This is a genomic window from Amycolatopsis sp. NPDC051071 (genome assembly GCF_040682875.1).
In the GTDB taxonomy this organism is placed as follows: domain Bacteria; phylum Actinomycetota; class Actinomycetes; order Mycobacteriales; family Pseudonocardiaceae; genus Amycolatopsis.
This window is the reverse complement of the sequence record NZ_JBFBBY010000068.1, coordinates 1-20,485: the sequence shown is the minus strand read 5'-3', so window position 1 is coordinate 20,485 and position 20,485 is coordinate 1. Positions and strand designations below refer to the sequence as shown.

The window sequence follows — 20,485 nt, the reverse complement described above, 5'->3', positions numbered from 1 at the left end:
ACCCCTCATGACACACACGGAGGGCGGAGGACGAAACGCGGGGAGTCAGCCGGGCAGGGGGGAAGTGGGATCCGGCTGGTAGGCCCGCATCTGGTGCATGTCCCGCACCAGGTCCCGGATGACGTTGCGCCGGATCTTCCCGGTCGCCGTCTTCGGCAGTTCGCCGAGTTCGACGATGCCGCGCGGACGTTTGAACGACGCCAGCCCGGCCCGGCAGAACTCGATCAGCTCGTCCGCGTCCAGCCGGTGACCGGGCACGCCGACCACGCAGGCGATCGGCTTCTCGATGCCGTCGGCGTCGAAGGCGGCGACGACCGCGACCTCGGCGACCGCCGGATGCCGCAGCAACCGCTCCTCGACCTCGGTCGGGGACACCCAGATCCCGCCGGGTTTCAGCATGTCGTTGAACCGCCCGAGACAGAGGTAGCTCCCGTCGGCGTCACGCACGAAACTGTCACCCGTTCGCAGCCACTCGCCCTCGAAGACCCGCTTCGTCGTCTCGTACCGCGCCCAGTAGCCGCTCGCGATCGACGGCCCGGAAACGTAGAGCTCGCCGGGCTGCCCGTCCGGTACGGGTGCGCCGTGCTCGTCGCGCAGCGTGACCTCGTACCCGGGCACCGGCACCCCGGTGCGGCCGGGGCGGACCTGATGCGGCCGGTTGGACAGGAAGATGTGCAGTGCCTCCGTCGAACCGATGCCGTCGAGGATCTCGACGCCGAAGCGCTCGCGGAACCGGTTGTACAGCAGGGCGGATAGCGGTTCGCCAGCCGAAACGGCCTGGCGCACCGAGCTGAACGTGTCGTCCGGGACGTCGCCGGCGAGCAAAGCCGCGTAGAACGTCGGGACGGCGAAGAACAGCGTCGGCCGTTCGGCCTTGACCCTGGCGGCGATCAGCCCGGGGGTCGGGCGCGCCGGTTCGAGCAGCGCCGTGCCGCCCGCCGCGAGCGGGAAGAACGCGGAATTACCCAAGCCGTAAGCGAAGAACAGCTTCGGGACCGAGAGGAACCGATCGTTCGGGCCGGTGTCCAGCACGTCTCGCGCGTACGTCTCGCAGACGGCGCGGATACCCGCGTGCCGGTGCATCGCGCCCTTCGGCTTACCCGTCGTCCCCGACGTGTAGAGCCAGAGCGCGGGCGAGTCCTCCCAGGTGGGCGCCGCCTCGAAGCCGCTGTCATCCACTGTGGACAGATCGGTCCAGTCGTGCGTGCGGACACCGGACGGCAGCTCGGCCGCTTTCGCGCGGTCGAGCACGACGTCGGTGACCTCCGGCGCCAGCCCCAGCGCGATCGTCGCCTGCGACGCGAACTCGCCGGAAACGCACAGCACCCTTGCCCGCGAATCGGCCAGCACCTTGCCGAGGTCCATCCCGGTGACCATCGTGGACACCGGCACCGCCACCGCTCCGGCCAGCATCGCGCCGAGGATCCCGGTGAGCAGCTCGACGTCGTCGACCATGCAGAACAGGACCCGTTCCTCAGTGCGGACGCCGATCGCCTTCAGTCCGGCCGCGACCCGGCGGGTCTCGGCCGCGAGCCCGGCGTAGGTGAGGCTCCGCCTCGGGGAAACGACCGCTTCCTTCGCCCCGCGCCCTTCCGCCAGATGCCGGTCGAGCAGGTAGCTCGCCGCGTTGAACCCGGTAGCTTCAGCGGTCACGGGCCCACCTTCTCTCGGCTCAGCTCAAGTAAACGTATTCGTAGTCGAACGGCTTTCCATTGATGCCCTGGCGTGGGGGCGCCACCCAGCTCGCGATCTTTCCTCGCTCGTACACCGGGTGCATCAGCGATCGGACGAAGGTCAGGTCTTCGGGAGTGGGCAGCCACTTGCGTTTGCCGGCCAGCCACGTCCGCTCGTCGACAACCGTGCCGTCGGGCGTCACATGGTGGCCGGAGTTTATGCCGACTTCCCGATTGAATCCAGGGTGCGGGAGGACGAATCGGAAATCGACACCGGCCTCGTCCAGGATCTTGTTCCAGCGGTTGACGCCGGTCTGGCAGTCGGCCCGGTACTCCTCCCGCAGATCGAGGTTCAGCAGCAGGATGGCCTGCAGCTCCTCGGTCTCCCAGGTGCCGTCGGCGCGTGGCCGGGACAGCGCCGCGGCGTCGTCGGTGAGCTTGTGGTCGTCCTTGCGGCGGCCCTCCTGCCAGCGTCCTTTCAGGCCGGCGGTGTAGTAGTTCGCGGCGTTGGTGGAGGTCTCGCTGCCGAACAGGTCGAGTGAGACGGTGTAATGGAAGTTGAGGTAACGCTGGATCACTTCCAGCGGGATCCCGCCGTACCCGGCGATGTCGAAGGTGTCGTGTTCGCGGATCAGTTCGGCACTGCGAGTGACCACCCGATCCACTCCTGTAGTGCCGACGAACATGTGGTGCGCTTCTTCCTTGAGCATGAATTCACAAGTGCGGGAAAGCGGGTCGAAGCCGCTTTCCTTGAGGGTGCCGAGCTGATACTTGCCATCGCGATCGGTGAAATAAGTGAACATGTAGAAGGCGAGCCAATCCGCGGTCTCCTCGTTGAACGCGCCGAGGATGCGTGGGGCGTCCGGGCTTCCGGAATTCCGGAGCAGTAGTCCTTCCGCTTCCTCCCGGCCTTCCCGGCCGAAGTAGGCGTGCAGTAGATAGACCATCGCCCACAGATGACGGCCTTCTTCGACGTTGACCTGGAAGAGGTTTCTCAGGTCGTAGAGGCTCGGCGCGGTCAGCCCCAGCAGTTTCTGCTGCTCGACCGACGCGGGTTCCGTGTCGCCCTGGATCACGATGAGCCGTTGCAGGTCGGCGCGGTATTCGCCGGGGACCTGCTGCCAGGCGGGTTCGCCCTGGTGCTCCCCGAACGCGATGACCCGGTCCGGATCCGGTTCCGCGAGGAAGATCCCCCATCGGTAGCCTGGCACGTCGACGTGGTCGAAATGCGCCCAGCCGTCCCGGCCGACGCTGATCGCGGTGCGCAGGTAGACACCGTTGGTCCGCAAGGTGGGGCCCATCTCGCCCCACCAGTTCAGGAACTTCGGCTGCCAGCCTTCCAGCGCCCGCTGGAGCCGCCGGTTACCGGAGAGGTCGACGTTGTTGGGGATCTTGGCGTCGTAATCGATCTTGGTCGGCATGGGGTTTCAGACCCGCTTCCTGTCGAAGACGGCCTTCTGACCAGTCCCGTAACGACGCAAAGCGCCCTCGGGACCGGACGCGTTCGGACGGGTGAAGATCCAGTTCTGCCAAGCGGCCAAACGGCCGAAGATCTTGCTTTCCGGCGTCTCGGGGCCGACGAACCGGTGGTTCGCCTCCATTCCGGTCAAGGCGTCCGGGCTCAGCGACGCCCGTCCTTCCAGCACGATCCGGATCTCGTCCTCCCAGTCGAGATCGTCCGGCGCGCCGGTGACCAGGCCGAGTTCGTTCGCGTTCCCCGGGCTCAGCACCCGGCCACGTTCTTCCAGAAGCCTCGTGACGTGGTCCGGGTCGCCGAAGAACCGGGACTCCAGGCGGGTAAGGCCGTTGCCCATCGGGAAGCGGCCGAAGTTGGCTTCGGACAACGTGATCGAGGCACGTTCTTCACTGTCTTCGTCGTCGATCGGCGGACCGTCCAAGATGTACTGCCGGTCGGCGGCGAGAGCGAGTTCGAGCAGCGACCCCGCGAAGCAGCTACCAGGTTCGATGAGCGCGATCAGGCTACGGCTGGTGACATCGAGCCGTTTCAGCGTGCGTTTGAAGTAGTGGACGATTTCGTTGCTCAGACAGTCTTTCGCGTCGAACACGGCCCGCTCGTGGTCGAGCACCTTCGCGGGATCGCCTTCGGTGCGAAGCACCCAGGTGCCGAGTACGGGCTCGTTGGTGCGCAAGCGAAGGATCGCGTCGTCCAGTTCACGGGTGACATCCAGTAACCAGCCGTCGTCGTCTTCCGGCCCCTTGACGGTGATCGTCGCTTCGGTCGCACCGAGGGCGACGTCGACATACCGATGGGTCAACGGCGCCAGTTCGACACCTTCGCCATCGAGCCGCTCGCTCGTCCTGGCGAGTTCCCGGGCTTTGGCCAGTACGGTTTCGCGGAATCCCTGCCGGGGCACGAGTTCGTCGACAAGGCCCCAATCGACGGCGGTGCGCCCCTTCACGCCGTCAGGCCGGGTGGCGAAGACGTCGGCGAGGTCGCGTCGCACACCACGCTTGTCGACCAGCCTGGTGAGCCCGCCGGTGCCGGGGAGGACGCCGAGCAGCGGGACTTCCGGCAGCGCGACGGTCGAGGAATTGTCGTCGACCAGCAGGATCTTCTCGCAGGCGAGCGCGATTTCGTAGCCGCCACCGGCGCAGGTGCCGTTCACCGCGGCGACGTAGCTCTGCCCGGAGTACGCGGACGCGTCCTCCATGGCGTTGCGGGTCTCGTTGGTGAACTTGCAGAAGTTCACCTTCCACTCGTGCGACGACGAGGCCAGCATGCGGATATTCGCACCGGCACAGAAGACGTTGTCCTTCGCGCTGGTCACGATGACCGCGCGGACCTCGGGATGTTCGAACCGCAGGCGCTGGGTGGCGTCGTACAACTCGATGTCGACGCCGAGGTCGTACGAGTTGAGTTTGAGCTCGTAACCCGGTACGAGACCCCCGTCGGCGTCGACATCGAGTTCGAGCCACGCGACGTCGCCGTCGATGGTCAGCTTCCAGTGCCGGTAGCCGCTGGGATGACGTTCGAACGTCACCGATGTGGTCCGCGTCACCCCATCGATTGTCTACATCTCGATAATCCCCGTCAATGTTGTGTAGAAAGTTGGTCAGGCACACTCACCCGGTTGAGCTTCGTCGCCGCCCACATCACGAAGGCCCACAGCAGCAGCGCGGCGGCGGTGTCGGTGAAAATCGTGGCGAACCAAAAGGCCGGGACCTGCGGAACGCCGACCAGGAAGTGCCCGAGACTCGCCAGCCCGGACAGCGAGAAGACCATCAGGAACGCGAGCGCCCGCCAGTAGCGTCCGCGCAGATAGTCGCGGTAGCCGAGGATGCCGAACGAGGTGAAGAGAACGTAGGCGACGACGACCAGGACGGCGGTGACGGTGACCGACACCCCTTCGACCTGCGGATAGTCGGCCGCCCGGATCACGTTGTGCGTGTAGTGCAGCGTGGTGGACAACAGCGTGAAGGCCAGGATCAGCCGCAATGCGGTGAGGCCCCGGTCTCGTAGAGCTTCCATACTTGCCCCCTTGCGATTTGATAGATCGCTCTAGCGAGACGATAGCGCACTGGGTGTTGGAGCTGAAGGGGACTTTCGTCCCGCCTGCGCGGCCCTTCGCAACCCTGGCGAAGTACATGAAGGCCCCCTTCCCTGCGCTAGACGCAAGGAAGGGGACCTTCATGTACTCAAGCGGACAACACCCAGCCCCGAAGGCGGTCGGAATTGTCGGTGGGTGCGCGTAGAGAAGGAGGAGTGCCCGAAGCTCCCGTGCCCCTGATCGGGGTCGAGAACCTGAAGATGCCCGAGTGGGCCATGGTCGACGAGACCGTGGCCGACGCCGGGATGGTCAAGGCCATCCGCGCGCTGCCGTCCGCCGTGGCGATCGTGCTGCGGCTGGCCTGGCGGACGTCGGCGCGCCTGACCCTGCTGGCAGGCGTCGTCCACGTGCTCTCCGGCTGCGTCACGGCCTTCGGGCTGCTCGCGACGGCGAACGTGTTCACCGCGTTGCTGGAGAACGGGCCGACCCCGGACAGGGTGCTGGAATCGCTGCCCGCGCTGGCGGTCGTCACCGGCACGTACGCCTTGCGTGCGCTGCTCGACACCGCCGTCGCGGCGGTCGAAGGCGCGCTTCGGCCGCGCATCGTCACCTCCGCGGGCGACGAAGTCACCGCCGCGATGGTCCGGGTGCGGTTACTCGCCTTCGAGGACGCCGATTTCCGCGAGCTGGCAAGGCAAGGAGCGCGGTACGGCGTCCGCGCCATCGAGATGAGCCTGCGCTGGATCGCGGATCTGACGTCGGCGCTGATCTCGCTGATCGCCGCCCTCGTGGCGGCGGGCCTGCTCAACCCGTGGCTCGCGCCCGTACTCCTGCTCGCCGCGGCGGCCGACGGCTGGGCGGCGGCCAAGGTCGCCCGGCTGAACTACCGGCACTACCTCGACACCGTCGGCCGGAACATCCGGAAGTCGATTGTCGAGGAGGTGTCGACCTGGCGTTCGTTCGCGCTCGAACGGCATGCCCTCACCCTGCAGGAACCGCTGCTGAGCGAGTACTCGCGGATCACCGAAAGCCTGATGCGCGAGGAAATCCGGCTCGCCCATCGCAGCAACCTCGTCCGGCTGACCGGCCGCGCCGCCGCCGGCGTGGGTACCGCGATCGCGTACTTCGTGCTCGGTTTCCTGCTCTACAGCGGGCAGATGGAACTCGCGCTCGCCGGCACGGCCGTACTCGCCATGCGGACGGCGTCGAACTCGCTGTCCACCACCATGCACGCGATCAATTCGCTCTACGAGGACTCCTTCTACGTCGCGTTCTTCCACCGGCTGCTCGTGGAATCCGAAAAACGCAGCCCGGCGACGGGCGGGCTGCTCGCGCCGCCGGATCCGGCGGAGATCCGGCTGGAGAACGTCACTTTCACCTATCCGGGCCAGGAAACCCCGGCGCTACGGGACCTTTCACTGACGATCCGGCGCGGTGAGGTCATCGCGCTGGTCGGTGAGAACGGGTCCGGCAAGACCACGCTTGGCAAGCTGCTCACCGGGCTGTATCCACCGTCCGAGGGAAAGGTGTCGTGGGACGGCGTCGATCTCGCGGACGCCGACCACGAATCGGTGCATGCGAACATCGCCGTGATCGCGCAGGATCCCGCCGAATGGCCGATGACCGCGGAGCACAACGTGACCGTCGGCAGGCTCGGCCGGGACGATCCGGAGCGCGCGGCGTGGCATGACGCGATCCTCTCCTCCGGCGCCGACGAGGTGATCGAGTCCCTTTCTGCCAAGGAGAAAACGGTGCTGTCGAAGAAGTTCAACGACGGACAGGATCTTTCGGGCGGGCAATGGCAGCGGATGGGGATCGCCAGGGGTATCTACCGCGACGCCGCTGTCCTGGTCGCCGACGAGCCGACGGCCGCGCTCGACGCGAAGGCCGAAGCCCGCGTCTTCGCCGGGCTCCGGCACGCGAGCACGTCCGGGACGGGCAGGCGCACCACGATCCTCGTGACCCACCGGCTGGCCAACATCCGTTCCGCGGACCGGATCCTGGTGCTGGAGAAGGGGCGGCTGATCGAACAGGGCACGCACGCCGAACTCATCGGGGAAGGAGGCCTCTAACACGAGCTTTACGAAATCCAGGCTCGCGCGTATCGCGGCGAGTAGGCACACTGTCCTGATGCCGGAGACAATCGCCGAAGTGAACGGCATCGAGCTGTGCCACGAGACGTTCGGGTCGCCGGAGGGCAGGCCGCTGCTGATGATCATGGGCCTGGCCTCGCAGATGATCTGGTGGGACGACGAACTCTGTGAGAACCTCGCTGCCGAGGGCTTCTACGTCATCCGCTACGACAACCGTGACGCCGGACGCTCCAGCCGGCTGTCCGGGCGGGTGAGCCTGCCGCTGGCCTACACCCTGCGCGTGGCGCCGTACTCGCTGGCGGACATGGCGGACGACGCGGCCGCGTTGCTGGCCGGACTCGGTGTCGAGAGCGCGCATGTGGTGGGCGCGTCGATGGGCGGGATGGTCGCGCAGACCATGGCCATCAAGCATCCGGCGCGGGTGCGCTCGCTGACGTCGATCATGTCCACCACCGGCAACCGGTTCGTCGGACGGCCGAGTGCCCGCGCGATCGCGATGCTGCTTTCGGCCCCGCCCCGCGATCGCGAGCAGTACGTGGACTACCTGCTGCGTACGTTCCGCGTCATCGGTTCGCCGGGCTACCCCTTCGACGAGGACCGGATGCGGGAGCGTGCCGAGCGTTCCTTCGATCGCGGCGTCAATCCCGGCGGCACCGCACGGCAGCTCGCGGCGATCATGTCGGGCCGCGACCGCTTCCGCGCGCTGCGGAACCTGCGGCTGCCCGCACTCGTCGTGCACGGTTCAAAGGATCCGCTCGTGCATGTGTCGGGCGGCCGGGCGACCGCCCGCGCGCTGCGGGAGTCCGAATTGGACGTCGTCGCGGGCATGGGGCACGACCTCCCACGCCCGATCTGGCCGCGGCTGGTGCGCGGCCTTGTCCGGACGGCCGACCGCGCGGAGGTCAAGACCCGGCGAGTGTGACCGAGCCCAGCTGCGAGAAATGCGCGGCCACCCGTGAACCCGGGCGGAGGTCCACGGCGTCCGTCATCCCGCCGGTGAGCACGATCCAGCCCGGCTCCAGCGTGAGCCCTCGCGCTCCCAGCGCGTTGGCCGCCAGCGCCAACGCCTCCGCCGGATGGCCCTGCACCGCGGCGCCGGTGGCGGTGTCGACGATGGCGCCGTCGACCTCCAGCAGCGCCGCCTCCAGTGAGAGATCCAGCGTGGACGGCGCGACACCGACCGGCCCCAGTGTGAAGTACGCGGAGAAACCGTTGTCCGCCACGGCGTCCGGCAGCTTGAACCGGTAGTCGCGGTACCGGCTGTCGATGATCTCGACCCCGCCGTGTACCCGGTCGGCAGCGGCCAGCGCGGTCGCCGCCGTCACGCCGGGTCCGGAAAGTCGTTGTCCCATGACAAAAACAAGCTCCGGCTCCGCGCGCGGATGGATCAACGACGGCACCGGGACGCCTGCGGGCAGGACCATCGCGTCGGTCAGCCACGCGAGCAACGGCGTGTCGATACCCATGCTCTTTCGCATCGCCCGCGACGTCATGCCCAGCTTGACGCCGATCAGGGTCTCGCCGCGTGCCTGCCGCAGCCGCAAGGCCTCGTCCTGGATCGCGTACGCGGTGTGGACGTCCAACTCCGGCCACGCGTCGGTCAGCGGCTCGCGTTCTTCCCCGGACAGCAGCGCTTCCGCCGCCTCCCGCACCCCAAGACTCACGCCCGCTCCTCCCCGGAGAACTTCGCGGTGACACTGCCGAGCCCCGCCATCGTCGCGACGATGGTGTCGCCGGGGCTCACCGGGATCGCACGCGTCATCGAACCCGGCAGCACGACGTGCCCCGGTTCGAGTGCGACACCGAGCGGCCCGACCGTGTTCGCGAGCCACACCAGCGCGTTCACCGGCGAACCGAGTACCGCGCCGCCCGCGCCGGTGGCCGCGATCTCGCCGTTCTGGTGCAGGACGCAACCCACCAGCCGCAGGTCGACGTCGCCGATCGCGGTCGGCCTGCTGCCGAGGACGACCCCGCCGGAGGACGCGTTGTCCGCGATGGTGTCGACGATGCTGATCTTCCAGTCCTGGATGCGGGAATCGACGATCTCCAGTGACGGCACGACGAAGTCCACCGCCCGCAGCGCGTCCGCCACCGTGACGCCGGGGCCGCGCAGCCGCGAACCGAGTACGAACGCGATCTCCGGTTCGATCCTCGGTTGCAGGAACCCGCCGATCGGGATCGGCTGGTGTTCGAGGTGGAACATCGAGGCGGTCAGGTGACCGTAGTCGGGCTGGTCGACGCCCATCTGCCGTTGCATGGCGGCGGAGGCGAGGCCGACCTTGTGCCCGCGCACGCCGTCACCGCGTTCGGCCCAGTGGCGGACGACCCGCTGCTGGACGCGGTACGCGTCCTCCAGGGTCGCGGCGGGATACGTCTCGATCAGGGGCGCGATCGGCTTGCCGGTCTCGTACGCGCTGAGCAGCGCGGCCGCGGCCTCCTGCAGCGTGCTGGCGTCCATGGGCTCCTTCCGACAGCCGAACTCTGCCCCGTCACCGGTACCCGCACAAGGTGCCCGTTCCACTGGCCGGTACGGAAGAGATTAGGCCGAAAGTGGCTTGTGCGGCCGCGATCATCACCTAGCCTGCACCCATGTCCGACTGGACCCTCTCACGGGCGAAGACGAGGATCGACCGCCGCGAGGAGCTCGACGAGCTCACCGCGCGCATCCGCTACGAGGTGCGCGTGCACCTCAACGAGCCCACGGCGCATACCGCGTACGACGAGCTCACCGACATCTTCGCCATCGGGCACGCGGAATGTTCGGCGCTGCTCAGGCACCGCCGTGTCCTGCCGCTGTGGGAGCGGCTGCTGCTCAAGCGCTACTCGCGCCGCCTCTACGGCAAGGCGATCGCGACGACCGTCGGGGACCTCCCTGCCGACGCCGGACCGGCACCCGCGGCCGCGTTCGGCCAGGAGATCGCGTCGCTGACCCCGGATTCCGGCGACACCGGCGCGAAGTACGACATGCAGGGCCGGGGACTGGTCAACGTCTTCCGGATCGCCGCCGGCAGGCACGGCGAGACGTGGGCGGACCGCCACGACGTCGCGGCGACTTCCGCGCGCAACGTCCTGACCTGCTCCGCGGTCTTCCTGCGGCGTCGCGTCTGGCACCTCGTCTGGCCGGTGTACCGGGTGCGTGGCCTGCGGCTGTGGAAGCTCTAGGAATTCCCGCGCCTCCGCCGTGGTTGAACCCGGTATGACCGATCGAGCCACCGAGATCCTCGCCGGATCGAAGACGATCGCCGTCGTGGGCCTGAGCCGCGATCCGGCCAAGGCCTCCCACGGTGTCGCCGCCGTGCTGCGGGAACACGGCTTCCGGATCATCCCCGTCCATCCCTCGGCAGACGTACTGCTGGGCGAGAAGGTCTACCGCTCGCTCACCGACATCCCGGAGCCGGTCGACCTCGTCGACGTCTTCCGTCCGTCGGCCGACACCCCGCCGATCGCCGAACAGGCCGTCGCGATCGGCGCGAAGGCGCTCTGGCTCCAGCAGGGGATCACCTCCGCCGAGTCGCGCCGGATCGCCGAAGAAGGCGGCCTGGCGTACGTCGAAGACCGGTGCACGGCGGTCGTCCGAGCGGTCGCGAGCCTGTCTGTCCGTTAGAAACGCACTTCTCCCCGAACCTCCGCCGCGATTTCCCGGCGGGGGTTCTTTCATATCCGTGAACAGAAGATTGGCCCTTGAAGTCATATATCGAATCCGATAGGTGCGACCAATGGGCCAAACCGGTGATCTTCGAAAGACCAGCCTGGAGCTGCGAAAACCTGCCTTAGTCGGCACTTCGTTAAGAAACCTTCCCAACGCGGGACGGAGCTGTTAACGTCCGAATCCGCTTAGCGGAAACAGGTACCGGTCATCGGTACCCCGGTCCAACGGAGGGCGAAGTGGGTACACCACGAGGCCTGGATTCCAGTGGCACACTCGAACGCGGACTCGCGGTGCTCGAGCATGTTGGCCAGAACCAGGAGATTTCCACCAACGCGATCGCCAGGCAACTGGGTCTCTCCCGGAGCGCCGCCTACCGCATCGTCGGCACCCTCAAGAACCTCGAATACCTCGAAGCCGATCGTGCCACCGGCCGCGTGCGGCTCGGCACCCGGCTGGTCGAACTCGGCGCCCGCGCGATGGCGGCGACCGATCTCCACCGCTGCGCGCCGCGGTACCTCGCGTCGCTGGCCGAGCGGAGCGGCGAGACGACCTATCTCGCCGTCCCGGACAACGACGCCATGGTCTACGTCGCCACCGAACGCAGCGCCAACGCCGTCACCCTCGCCTGCCGCCTCGGCACCCGCCGCCCGCAGCACGCGACGTCGCTCGGAAAGGCGTGGCTCGCCGCGCTGCCCGAACAGGATCGCGTCGAACGCATCCGCCGGATGAAACTCGACAGCCTCACGCTCAAGACGATCATCGACCCGGTCCGGCTCCTCGACGATCTGGCCAGGACCAGCCGCCGGGGCTGGGCCGTCGACGACGTCGAGAACGAACCGGACGTCGGCTGTGTGGCCGCCGCCGTACGCGACCACACCGGACGGCCGATCGCGGCGATCAGCATCGCGGGCCCCGCCGGCCGCGTGCTCCGCCGGACCGACGAACTGGGCGCGACCGTCGCCGGGACAGCCGCCGCGCTTTCGCTCCGGCTGGGTTACGTGCGGGCGCAAAGGGGCTGAAAGTGGGCTGGCTCCAGGACTACCAGCCGGCGGGCGGGCTCTGGCTGTCCGCGGTGCTCGCCGCGCTGCCGATCGTCGTACTGCTGGTGGCGCTCGGCGTCCTGCGCCGGTCGGCACCTCTTTCGGCCGCGCTCGCGCTGGTCACGGCACTGGCCGCGGCGCTGCTGCTGTACCGGATGCCTGCCGGGCCGGCCTTCGGCTCCGCGGCCATGGGGCTGGTGTTCGGCTTCTGGTCGGTGGCCTGGATCGCGTTCCACGCCGTGTACTTCCACAACGTCACCGTCGCGACCGGACGGTTCGACAACATCAAGGCGGTACTCGCCGGGTTCAGTGAGGACCGCCGTCTGCAGGCACTGCTGATCGCGTTCGGATTCGGCGCGCTGCTGGAGGGCATCGCGGGTGGCGGCTCGCCGATCGCGATCACCGCGGCGATGATGGCCGCGCTCGGTTTCCCGCCGGTGAAGGCGGTCGTGCTCGCGTTGCTGGCGAACACCGCACCGGTCGCGTTCGGCGGGCTCGGCAATCCGCTGATCGTGCTCGGCAGGCTGACCGCGCCGATCCTCGGCATGAAACAGGAACAAGCGACGGATTTGTTCTCGTCGATGGTCGGGCGTCAGCTTCCCTTGCCGGCCTTCATCGTCCCGGGCTTCCTGATCGTCGTCCTCGCCGGCTGGAAGCGGATGATCGAGGTCTGGCCCGCGGTACTGACGGCGGGTCTGTCGTTCGCGGTCATGCAGTTCGTCACCTCGAACTTCATCAGCCCGAGCCTCGTCGACGTCGTCGCCGCCCTCGCCGCGATGGCCTCACTGTGGATACTGACCCGGTTCTGGCAGCCGTCGGCGGTTTGGCGTTTCGACGGCGAAGAACCGGTGACGACCGGTGCGAGTCTCGGCGCGAATCTCGGCGCGGCGAAGGCCGGACGTGGCGCGCTGTACGCGTGGGCACCGTACATCATTCTGATCGTCGCGATCTTCCTTTCCCGGATCGGCACGATCTTCAAGAACCTGCCGTCTTGGCTGGACCTGACCGCGTTGCTGCACAAGGCGGACTGGGTGTTCGACTGGCCGGGGCTGCACAAGGAGGTCGTCCAGCACGCGCCGATCACGCCGAAGGACACCCCGTACGCGGCGACACTGACCGTCGATTTCCTTTACTCGCCGGGAACCGTCGCCCTGATCGCGGCGATCGTGGTGGGTTTCGCGATGGGCGCGAAACCGGGTCTGCTGCTGGCGACCTACCGGCGGACACTGCGTCAGATGCGGTGGGCGCTGGCGACGATCTTCATGATCCTCGCGATCGCGTTCGTGATGAACTATTCGGGTGCGACGCAGACACTCGGCCTCGCGCTGGCGACGACCGGGGTGCTGTTCCCGTTGTTCTCCGCCTACATCGGCTGGCTTGGCGTCTTCCTCACCGGTTCCGACGCTTCGACGAACAGTCTTTTCGGGCCGATGCAGGTTATTTCGGCGCAGCAGCTGGGTGTCGACCCGATCCTCGCCGGCGCGACCAACACCTCGGGTGGCGTGATGGGCAAGATGATCTCGCCGCAGAACCTGTCCATCGGCGCCACCGCGATCGGACAGTCCGGGAAGGAAGGCGCACTGCTGCGGCAGACGTTTCTGTGGTCGGTCCTGCTGACCGCCGTGGTCGGCGTGATCTCGCTGCTACAGGCGACCGTGTTCCGGTTCATGATCCCTTCTTGAGGCGGATCAGTGCGTGCCACGGGCGGCGAGTCCATCCCGGCAGCATCGCGGACTTGATCAATTCGCGCGAAGGAATTGAAGGTCGCCGAGAATGTCCACAATGGTCATCTGATCTTTACCGGCCACTGCTCTGGATGGATGAACGGATGTCTCATTCACCGGAATGAGAACTACCGTTGGCCACATGCCCATGACGCTGATCAAAGGTACGTTCCAGCTTGTCGGAGCCTCACCGGACGGCGATTCGGTGCGCTTCTATCCCGACGACCCCGAAGCGACGAAGAAAGCCGGGCTGAAGGTCCGGCTCAATTCCCGGGGCGGGATGCAGTTGCGGCTCGACGCGATCGACGCACTCGAAACGCATTACCAGGCCAGGGGAACCGGCGGGATGTGGCACCAGCCCGCGCAATTCGCCGACGCCGCCGCGGCGAGCCTGCTGAAGGGCCTCGGGTTCAAAACCGTGGAACGCGACGAACGGGGAAGGGTCACTTCGGCGACCCCGATCAAGGTAGCGGGTCACATACTGACGCGATTCGCGGACAAATACGGACGAGCGGTGGCGTTCGCCTTTCCAGGACAACGGCCCGGCCGGTCGGCCGACCTTTCCCAGGTCCATCTCGACGTCAAAACGCTGAAAAACTCGGCCAACTACCGGCAGGTCGCCGACGGCCTCGCCTACCCGACGTTCTATTCACTGCTTTATCCCGATCTTCGCGATGCCTTGGCCGAAGCCGCGGGCAAGGCACGCGAGGACGGGCTCGGCCTGTGGCCGCGAGACGTCACGAACTCCGGGTTCAAGCTCTCCTCACGGCGGCAACTGGCCGACGAACTGGTGATCCTGCCGAAGCTCTTCCGCAGGCTCGTCGACTACCTCGCGCTCGACGAGAGCGGCGGGGTCTCGCTGGCCGGGTTCTCCGCCTTCCTCGATTCCCGCAACGACCGCTTGTTCACCGTCCCGGACGGGCACGCGACGGAGTTCGAGACCTTGGTGAGCGTGAAACGCCAGACCGTGAACCTTACGATCGAACCGGAACGGATCGTCTTCATCGAGGCATGACGGCTTCGATGTAGGGAAAAAGACCGTACCTCCTGCCCCCTCCGGCGTGCTCATCTGAAAGGTGGGAGAGGGAGCCGATGCAAGCAGACAGTTCGCACCGGTCGGAGGAGGCCGACGGCCGGATGGAGCCAGCCGCGAAACTCATCGACGCCGTTCGTGTCCTCGTCGTGCGCTATTGCCGGGCACGGATCGGACGGCGCACGGGTACCTACGACGCCGCGGACGCGGTCGTGAGGGAAAGTTGTCACGCGATCGCCGCCGGGGCGCCCCAGGCACCCGGCCTTCTCGCGTTCGCTTACGAGGTCACGCGCGTCCAGGTCGACTACTTCCACCTGACCGCCGCCGAACTCCCGAACCCGCTTTCGGGCCTGCCGGGCACGCAGCGCGAGATCATGGTGCTGCGGTCACTCGTCGGGCTTTCCGCCGACGACACCGCGCTGGTGCTCGGCTGTTCCGTGCACTCCGTCCGGCTGGGCCAGCACCGGGCCCTGACCGCCCTGCGGCCGACCCCCGCCTGACCGGCGCTTCGCGGGGCGCGTGAAGGCCCCCTTCCCTCGGCTCAGCCGAGGAAACTCGACCTTCACACCTTCCCCAGTACATGGCGGCGCCGATACTGACCATCGCGTTTCGTCCTCTAGTTGCGGTACTTGCGCGTGCAACTACCGCAACCAGTCCTCTACTTGCGACCAGTGCGACCAGCGCGACCAGCGCGGTCGGCAGGGCCCGAGTCGGGGCTGGGGCCGGGGGTGCAGTCGGCGGCCCGGTTCAGCAGCAGGGTGCGCTCCCGGTCGTTCCCGGTCATCTCCGCCGCCCGCTCGAACTCCACGCGAGCCTCGTCGAGACGGCCGAGCTTCGCCAGGAAGTCGCCGCGCACGCTCGGCAGCAGATGATAAGACTTCAGCGCGGGCTCCGACGTCAGTTTGTCGACGACCTCGAGTCCCGCCTCCGGCCCGAAGGCCATCGACAGCGCCACCGCCCGGTTCAGTTCGATCACCGGCGACGGGTTCAGCTTCCCGAGCCCTTCGTACAGGACGGCGATGCGTCCCCAGTCGGTCTCCTCGCCCACCCGCGCCCGCGCGTGGCAGGCGGCGATGGCGGCCTGCGCCGCGTAAATCCCGAAAGCGCCGTCGGCCAGCGCCTCGGCGAGTTCGAGTGCGGCGAGACCGCGGCCGATCAGGATCCGGTTCCACTTCGCCCGGTCCTGGTCCATCAGCAGGACGGGTTCGCCGTTCGGCCCGACACGCGCGGCGGACCGCGACGCTTGGATCTCCATCAGCGAGACGAGCCCGTGCACCTCGGGTTCCTTCGGCATGAGCCCGGCGAGGATCCGGCCGAGCCGCAGCGCCTCGTCGCACAACCCCGGCCGCATCCAGTCCTCGCCCGCGGTCGCCGAATAGCCCTCGTTGAAGATCAGGTAGATCACTTCGAGCACCGACGAAAGCCGCGCGACCCGGTCTTCGCCCTCGGGCACCTCGAACGGCACTTTCGCGTCGCCGAGCGTCTTCTTCGCCCGGACGATCCGCTGCGCGATGGCGGTTTCCTTGGCCAAGAACGCCCGCGCGATCTCGTGCGTCTGCAGCCCGCCGATCATCTTCAGCGTGAGCGCCACCCTGGCCTCGGTCGAGAGCACCGGATGGCAGGCGGTGAACACGAGCCGCAGCAGGTCGTCCTCGATGTGGTCGTCGAGGCCCGCGATGAAGTCGGGTTCCTCTTCGAACTCCTGCTCGCGGCCGATCTCGCCGAGTTTCCGCACGTACCGTTCGTTGCGCCGGAAGGTATCGACGGCGCGGCGTTTGGCCGTGGTCATGAGCCAGGCGCCCGGATTTCTCGGGACGCCCGACTCAGGCCACTGTTCGAGCGCGGCGACCAGCGCGTCCTGCGCCAGTTCCTCGGCGAGGCCGATGTCGCGTGTCATCCGCGCCAGGCCGGCGATGAGGCGGGGGGACTCGATCCGCCACACCGCGTCGATCGCCGACCGGGGATCTGCTGTTGCCGTCACGCCGACCAATCAACATCGTCGGGGCGGCGACCGCAACCCTAGGCCTGCTTCCGCAGCTTCTGTTCGGTCTCGATGATCTCCGGGGTGGCGTTGTCGAACTCCTCCAGCTCGAACACGCGACGGATCTCGATCTCGCCCTCGCGGAACGGCGCCCGCTTCATCCATTCGATGACCTCGGCCTTGTCCTTGACCTGCAGGATCCAGAAACCCGCGATGAGTTCCTTGCTCTCGGCGAAGGGCCCGTCGACGATCCTGGCTTCGGTGGCGCCGGAGTACGCGATGCGGAAACCCTCGGAGCTGGGGTGCAGTCCTTCACCCGCGAGCATGACGCCGGCCTTCACCAGTTCCTCGTTGAACTTCCCCATCTCCTGAAGATTCTCGGCACTCGGCTGCGCGCCGGCCGCGTCGGTCTTCTCGTCGCTCTTGACGATCACCATGAACCGCATCTCGCGTCTCCGTTTCCCGGCGGGGCTCGTCCCTGCCACATCTACGCGTCGACCGGGGACCCCCGGATTCGACACGCTCCCCAAAGTTTTTCCGCGAGTATTCGAGCAGCCGCGAAACCGCAGGTCAACCGCATATGCTGCCACCTTATCCCCACCACCCACCCTTGAAGGAGGCGCTCCGCGTGGCTGGACTTACTCTCCAGTCGTGGCCGCTCTCCCCGAAACACTCCGCTCCGCCCTGGACCAAGAGCTGGGCAAGTACCCGCAGACCAGGCTGACGCAGTCCGTCGAGCGGCTCAGCTCCCGCTACCGCGAGAACAACCCGGCGACGGATCCGATCTTGTCGTCAGACGTCGACATCGCCGCGTACGCGGGTTACCGGATGCCGGCCACCTACGCGGCCGTACACGCCGTGCTCGCCGAAGCCGCCCTTCGCGCGCCCGGGTTCGCTCCGCGCACGCAGATCGACGTCGGTGGCGGCACCGGCGCGGCGATCTGGGCCGCGGCCGACGTCTGGGCGTCGCTGGAGGAGAGCACCGTCGTCGAGCAGGTCCCCGGCGCGATCGCGCTCGGGCGGCGGCTCGCCGGGAACGCCGGTGGCAAGGCCGTCCGCGGCTCGACCTGGCAGCGCGGCCTGATCGACCCGGCCGCCCCCGCACCGGACGCCGATCTGGTGACCCTCTCCTACGTCCTCGGCGAGCTGCCCGAAGCGCGCCGGGCCGACGTCGTCCGCTGGCTTTCGGCGAAGGCCGGGATGCTGGTGCTGATCGAACCCGGCACCCCGGCCGGCTACGAACGGATCGTCGAAGCCAGGGATCAGCTCGTCGGGCTCGGCCTCTCCCTGGTCGCGCCGTGCACGCACGAAGGCGACTGCCCGATCCCGCGCGGCAAGGACTGGTGCCATTTCTCCGCCCGGCTTCCGCGCACCGGCCTGCACCGCCAGCTCAAAGCCGGGACGCTCGGCTTCGAGGACGAGAAGTTCTCCTACGTCGTCGCCTCCCGGATCGCGCCGGAACGGGCCGATGGCCGGATCCTGCGGCATCCGGTCAAACGCAAAGGCATGGTCAGCCTGACACTCTGCGCCGAAACCGGCCTCACCGAAAAAATCGTCACCAAACGGCACGGGCAGGCCTACCGCGAGGCACGTGACGCCGAATGGGGCGACGACTGGCCCAGTCAGTCCACAGTAGACTGACGGCCGCGCCGGACGAGGTTGCCGATGACGGTGAGCAGCGCGCCGAGTGCCGGATTGTCGTTGCCGCGCCGCCACATCAGATCGAGTTCCACCGGGCGGCCCTCGATACCGTCCACCGGGCGGAGCAGGACGCCGTCGAACCGCAGCGCGGCGGCCGCGGCAGGCACCAGCGCGACGCCGAGGTCCGCCTTGACCAGCGCCAGCACGGTGTGCACCTGACTGAGGTACTGCGTATACGACGGCAGCACCCGCGCGGCGCGGAACACCGCCACGAGCACGTCGTGGAAATACCGGGCCTCCGACGGCGAATACATGATGAACGGCTCGCCGTCGAAATCGCGGACGTCGGGATTCTTCTTGCGCCGCGCCAGCGGATGCGCCGCCGGCAAGGCCGCGAGCAACGGCTCGCGGCACAACGGCAAGGTCACGATGTCGTTCCCGGTCACCGGCGGCCGGATCATCCCGACGTCGATCCCGCCGGCCAGCACCTCCTCGACCTGCGCCGACGTCACCATTTCCCGCAGCACCAGATCGACACCCGGCAATTCCGCGGTCGCCGCGGCGAGCACACGATCCAGAGACGAATACGCGGCCGTGGCGGTGAAACCGAGCGTCACGACCCCGACCTCACCCTGTTTCGCGCGGCGGACATACACCGTCGCCTCTTGCGACGTACGCAGTATTTTCCTTGCCTTGGCGAGAAAAACCCGTCCGGCGGGTGTCAGCCGGACCGTGCGGTGCGTACGGTCGAAAAGCTCGACCCCCAGTTCCCGCTCCAGCAACTGGATCCGCCTGCTCAACGGCGGCTGGGTCATCGAAAGTCTCTCCGCCGCGCGGCCGTAGTGCAGTTCCTCGGCCACCGCGACGAAACTCACCAACTGCTCCAGGGAGAACACCTATCCATTTTAGGTATCGAACAGTGCCGGACAAGCGCCGAATCGGTATCGTTCCGGGTGGCATTCACCCACTGGCGAGAATCAGGTGGAAACCAATCGGCCGTTCAGCCGGTTCCGGCACCCCGGCCGGTCCCTAGGCTGGATCGTGTTCGTTGTCCCGGCCCTCGACGACGGCGTCTGTCGACGACCTCTGGAGGGGCCATGTGCGTGCGTATTCTCGAAACCCGGGCCAAGCGGGGGAATCCGATTCTCCGGCTGATGGTCCGCCTTCAGCTCAAGGCCTCTTGGCGCTGAGCGCAGGCACGCAGCCTGCTGATCGCCCGGTGTTTGGTCACCCGCACCCGCAACGACGTCGTACCCAGCGCCGCCGCGGTCTCGTTCGACGTCAGCTGCCCGATCACCCGCAGCCCCACGACCTCCCGATGGGAGACCGGCAGCATCCGCAGCAGCTTGCCGAGCCGGATCCCGAGGTCGTCCCGCAGGGCTCGCTGCTCCGGTTCGTCCGCGGTGACCGCCGGCCGCTCCGGGAGTTCGCCGGTCAGGACCAGCCTGCTCCGCGCCACCTTCCGGTAGACGTCGGCGACCTTGTTCGCCGCGATGGCGCGCATGAGGAACAAGAAGGAACCGCCGCGCAGGCCGTAGCCGGGAACCGCGACGAAAAGCGCGAGACAGATCTCCTGCGCGACGTCGGCGGGTTCGAGATAAGTCAGGTCCTGGTCGCCGAGCCGGGTAGCGGTGTACTGGCTCGCCCACGGCACAAGGGCCGCCATGAGGTCCTCCATGCCGCGTGGTTCACCCACCGCCGCGGCCTTGGCGAGTTCGTCCCAGCCGGACGGCGAAATCCACGTCTCGTTTGTTCTTCGCGCCGGAAAATCCGAGTCATCCATCGTCCTGCTCACTCGACAGACCTGAACCCTGGCCGTCGAAGTCTGGGACGGATGCGCGCACGACCGGGTCTGCGGTCCGGCGCGGTGGACACGAACCAGGTTAGCCGAGTAATCCGGCCGCCTCAATCGACGAAAGTTCGCGATCGCTTGTCCGCCTCGCCGCGAAACCGGACAGATTCTCACCGCTGGTCTAGACAAGTCGGGACAGGGGACGTAACTTTCCGTGCTGAAACGCCTCGCCGGTGACCCGCGCACCGCGCGGATCACGCTGACGGCGTTCTAGGGCGACGGAGCCCGGCCACGCCGCGCGAAGGTCGTGAGTGATTTGGGTCGTTAGAACGACCCAAATCACTAGATCG

The 20,485-nt window shown here is 67.5% G+C and carries 19 protein-coding genes; 9 read left to right on the top strand and 10 right to left on the bottom strand.

What is annotated here, in order from left to right; genetic code table 11:
• Positions 1–45: 45 nt before the first annotated feature.
• From AB0M65_RS22025 to AB0M65_RS22010, 4 genes are read right to left on the bottom strand one after another with little or no spacing between them, the layout of a single operon-like run.
• Entirely contained in the window at positions 46–1,653 is a 1,608-nt protein-coding gene (locus AB0M65_RS22025; RefSeq protein WP_364030318.1) for a benzoate-CoA ligase family protein, read from the bottom strand.
• A 19-nt stretch (positions 1,654–1,672) separates the two neighbouring features.
• The gene (gene boxB / locus AB0M65_RS22020) at positions 1,673–3,094 is read right to left on the bottom strand and encodes a benzoyl-CoA 2,3-epoxidase subunit BoxB (protein ID WP_364030315.1); all 1,422 of its coding nucleotides are present in this window, start codon (positions 3,092–3,094) and stop codon (positions 1,673–1,675) included.
• A gap of 6 nt (positions 3,095–3,100) precedes the next feature.
• Positions 3,101–4,693: a 2,3-epoxybenzoyl-CoA dihydrolase gene (gene boxC / locus AB0M65_RS22015; protein WP_364030312.1), complete on the bottom strand. Its 1,593-nt coding sequence runs from the start codon at positions 4,691–4,693 to the stop codon at positions 3,101–3,103.
• A gap of 32 nt (positions 4,694–4,725) precedes the next feature.
• Positions 4,726–5,163: a hypothetical protein gene (locus tag AB0M65_RS22010; protein WP_364030309.1), complete on the bottom strand. Its 438-nt coding sequence runs from the start codon at positions 5,161–5,163 to the stop codon at positions 4,726–4,728.
• Between the two features lie 234 nt (positions 5,164–5,397).
• Here AB0M65_RS22010 and AB0M65_RS22005 point away from each other — a divergent pair, with 234 nt between their 5' ends.
• Together AB0M65_RS22005 and AB0M65_RS22000 are read left to right on the top strand one after the other, a co-directional pair.
• Positions 5,398–7,254 (top strand): ABC transporter ATP-binding protein, encoded by a 1,857-nt coding sequence (locus AB0M65_RS22005; protein ID WP_364030306.1) that lies wholly within the window; start codon positions 5,398–5,400, stop codon positions 7,252–7,254.
• A 58-nt stretch (positions 7,255–7,312) separates the two neighbouring features.
• A complete protein-coding gene (locus tag AB0M65_RS22000; RefSeq protein WP_364030303.1) occupies positions 7,313–8,197 on the top strand; it encodes an alpha/beta hydrolase in 885 nt (294 codons plus the stop codon).
• On the opposite strand, the gene AB0M65_RS21995 is transcribed toward AB0M65_RS22000, so the two are convergent.
• Both AB0M65_RS21995 and AB0M65_RS21990 read right to left on the bottom strand, forming a co-directional pair.
• The gene (locus tag AB0M65_RS21995; protein WP_364030300.1) at positions 8,178–8,939 is read right to left on the bottom strand and encodes a fumarylacetoacetate hydrolase family protein; all 762 of its coding nucleotides are present in this window, start codon (positions 8,937–8,939) and stop codon (positions 8,178–8,180) included. The genes AB0M65_RS22000 and AB0M65_RS21995 overlap by 20 nt on opposite strands.
• Complete coding sequence (locus AB0M65_RS21990) at positions 8,936–9,733, bottom strand: fumarylacetoacetate hydrolase family protein (RefSeq protein WP_364030297.1); 798 nt, start codon at positions 9,731–9,733, stop codon at positions 8,936–8,938. Before AB0M65_RS21990 ends, AB0M65_RS21995 begins: the two co-directional genes overlap by 4 nt.
• 131 nt (positions 9,734–9,864) lie before the next feature.
• On the opposite strand from AB0M65_RS21990, the gene AB0M65_RS21985 reads away from it, so the two are divergent.
• The 6 genes from AB0M65_RS21985 to AB0M65_RS21960 all read left to right on the top strand — a co-directional run bounded on the left by AB0M65_RS21985 (position 9,865) and on the right by AB0M65_RS21960 (position 15,221).
• Positions 9,865–10,437: a hypothetical protein gene (locus AB0M65_RS21985; protein WP_364030294.1), complete on the top strand. Its 573-nt coding sequence runs from the start codon at positions 9,865–9,867 to the stop codon at positions 10,435–10,437.
• A gap of 34 nt (positions 10,438–10,471) precedes the next feature.
• Entirely contained in the window at positions 10,472–10,879 is a 408-nt protein-coding gene (locus AB0M65_RS21980; RefSeq protein WP_364030291.1) for a CoA-binding protein, read from the top strand.
• A gap of 281 nt (positions 10,880–11,160) precedes the next feature.
• Positions 11,161–11,943: an IclR family transcriptional regulator gene (locus AB0M65_RS21975; RefSeq protein WP_364030288.1), complete on the top strand. Its 783-nt coding sequence runs from the start codon at positions 11,161–11,163 to the stop codon at positions 11,941–11,943.
• Positions 11,944–11,945: 2 nt separating this feature from the next.
• Entirely contained in the window at positions 11,946–13,646 is a 1,701-nt protein-coding gene (locus tag AB0M65_RS21970) for a lactate permease LctP family transporter (protein WP_364030285.1), read from the top strand.
• 184 nt (positions 13,647–13,830) lie between these two features.
• Positions 13,831–14,703, top strand: coding sequence for a nuclease (locus tag AB0M65_RS21965; protein ID WP_364030282.1), 873 nt, complete (start codon positions 13,831–13,833; stop codon positions 14,701–14,703).
• 77 nt (positions 14,704–14,780) lie between these two features.
• Positions 14,781–15,221 carry a sigma factor-like helix-turn-helix DNA-binding protein gene (locus AB0M65_RS21960; RefSeq protein WP_364030279.1) on the top strand — a complete coding sequence of 147 codons (441 nt, stop codon included), beginning with the start codon at positions 14,781–14,783 and terminating at the stop codon, positions 15,219–15,221.
• A 158-nt stretch (positions 15,222–15,379) separates the two neighbouring features.
• On the opposite strand, the gene AB0M65_RS21955 is transcribed toward AB0M65_RS21960, so the two are convergent.
• A complete protein-coding gene (locus AB0M65_RS21955; protein WP_364030276.1) occupies positions 15,380–16,711 on the bottom strand; it encodes an RNA polymerase sigma factor in 1,332 nt (443 codons plus the stop codon).
• Positions 16,712–16,740: 29 nt separating this feature from the next.
• Entirely contained in the window at positions 16,741–17,148 is a 408-nt protein-coding gene (locus tag AB0M65_RS21950) for a YciI family protein (RefSeq protein WP_364030273.1), read from the bottom strand.
• A 205-nt stretch (positions 17,149–17,353) separates the two neighbouring features.
• On the opposite strand from AB0M65_RS21950, the gene AB0M65_RS21945 reads away from it, so the two are divergent.
• Positions 17,354–18,343, top strand: coding sequence for a small ribosomal subunit Rsm22 family protein (locus AB0M65_RS21945; protein WP_364030270.1), 990 nt, complete (start codon positions 17,354–17,356; stop codon positions 18,341–18,343).
• On the opposite strand, the gene AB0M65_RS21940 is transcribed toward AB0M65_RS21945, so the two are convergent.
• Both AB0M65_RS21940 and AB0M65_RS21935 read right to left on the bottom strand, forming a co-directional pair.
• Positions 18,325–19,239, bottom strand: coding sequence for a LysR family transcriptional regulator (locus AB0M65_RS21940; protein WP_364030267.1), 915 nt, complete (start codon positions 19,237–19,239; stop codon positions 18,325–18,327). The two genes, AB0M65_RS21945 and AB0M65_RS21940, sit on opposite strands and share 19 nt — an antisense overlap.
• A gap of 269 nt (positions 19,240–19,508) precedes the next feature.
• A complete protein-coding gene (locus AB0M65_RS21935) occupies positions 19,509–20,126 on the bottom strand; it encodes a sigma-70 family RNA polymerase sigma factor (protein WP_364030264.1) in 618 nt (205 codons plus the stop codon).
• Positions 20,127–20,485: the final 359 nt, after the last annotated feature.

Coding starts and splice junctions, on each gene's coding strand:
- AB0M65_RS21980 (WP_364030291.1), top strand. CDS start 10,472: ATGACCGATCGAGCCACCGAGATCCTCGCCGGATCGAAGACGATCGCC.
- AB0M65_RS22010 (WP_364030309.1), bottom strand. CDS start 5,163: ATGGAAGCTCTACGAGACCGGGGCCTCACCGCATTGCGGCTGATCCTG.
- AB0M65_RS21965 (WP_364030282.1), top strand. CDS start 13,831: ATGCCCATGACGCTGATCAAAGGTACGTTCCAGCTTGTCGGAGCCTCA.
- AB0M65_RS22000 (WP_364030303.1), top strand. CDS start 7,313: ATGCCGGAGACAATCGCCGAAGTGAACGGCATCGAGCTGTGCCACGAG.
- AB0M65_RS21960 (WP_364030279.1), top strand. CDS start 14,781: ATGCAAGCAGACAGTTCGCACCGGTCGGAGGAGGCCGACGGCCGGATG.
- AB0M65_RS21985 (WP_364030294.1), top strand. CDS start 9,865: ATGTCCGACTGGACCCTCTCACGGGCGAAGACGAGGATCGACCGCCGC.
- AB0M65_RS21935 (WP_364030264.1), bottom strand. CDS start 20,126: ATGGATGACTCGGATTTTCCGGCGCGAAGAACAAACGAGACGTGGATT.
- boxB (WP_364030315.1), bottom strand. CDS start 3,094: ATGCCGACCAAGATCGATTACGACGCCAAGATCCCCAACAACGTCGAC.
- AB0M65_RS21950 (WP_364030273.1), bottom strand. CDS start 17,148: ATGCGGTTCATGGTGATCGTCAAGAGCGACGAGAAGACCGACGCGGCC.
- AB0M65_RS21990 (WP_364030297.1), bottom strand. CDS start 9,733: ATGGACGCCAGCACGCTGCAGGAGGCCGCGGCCGCGCTGCTCAGCGCG.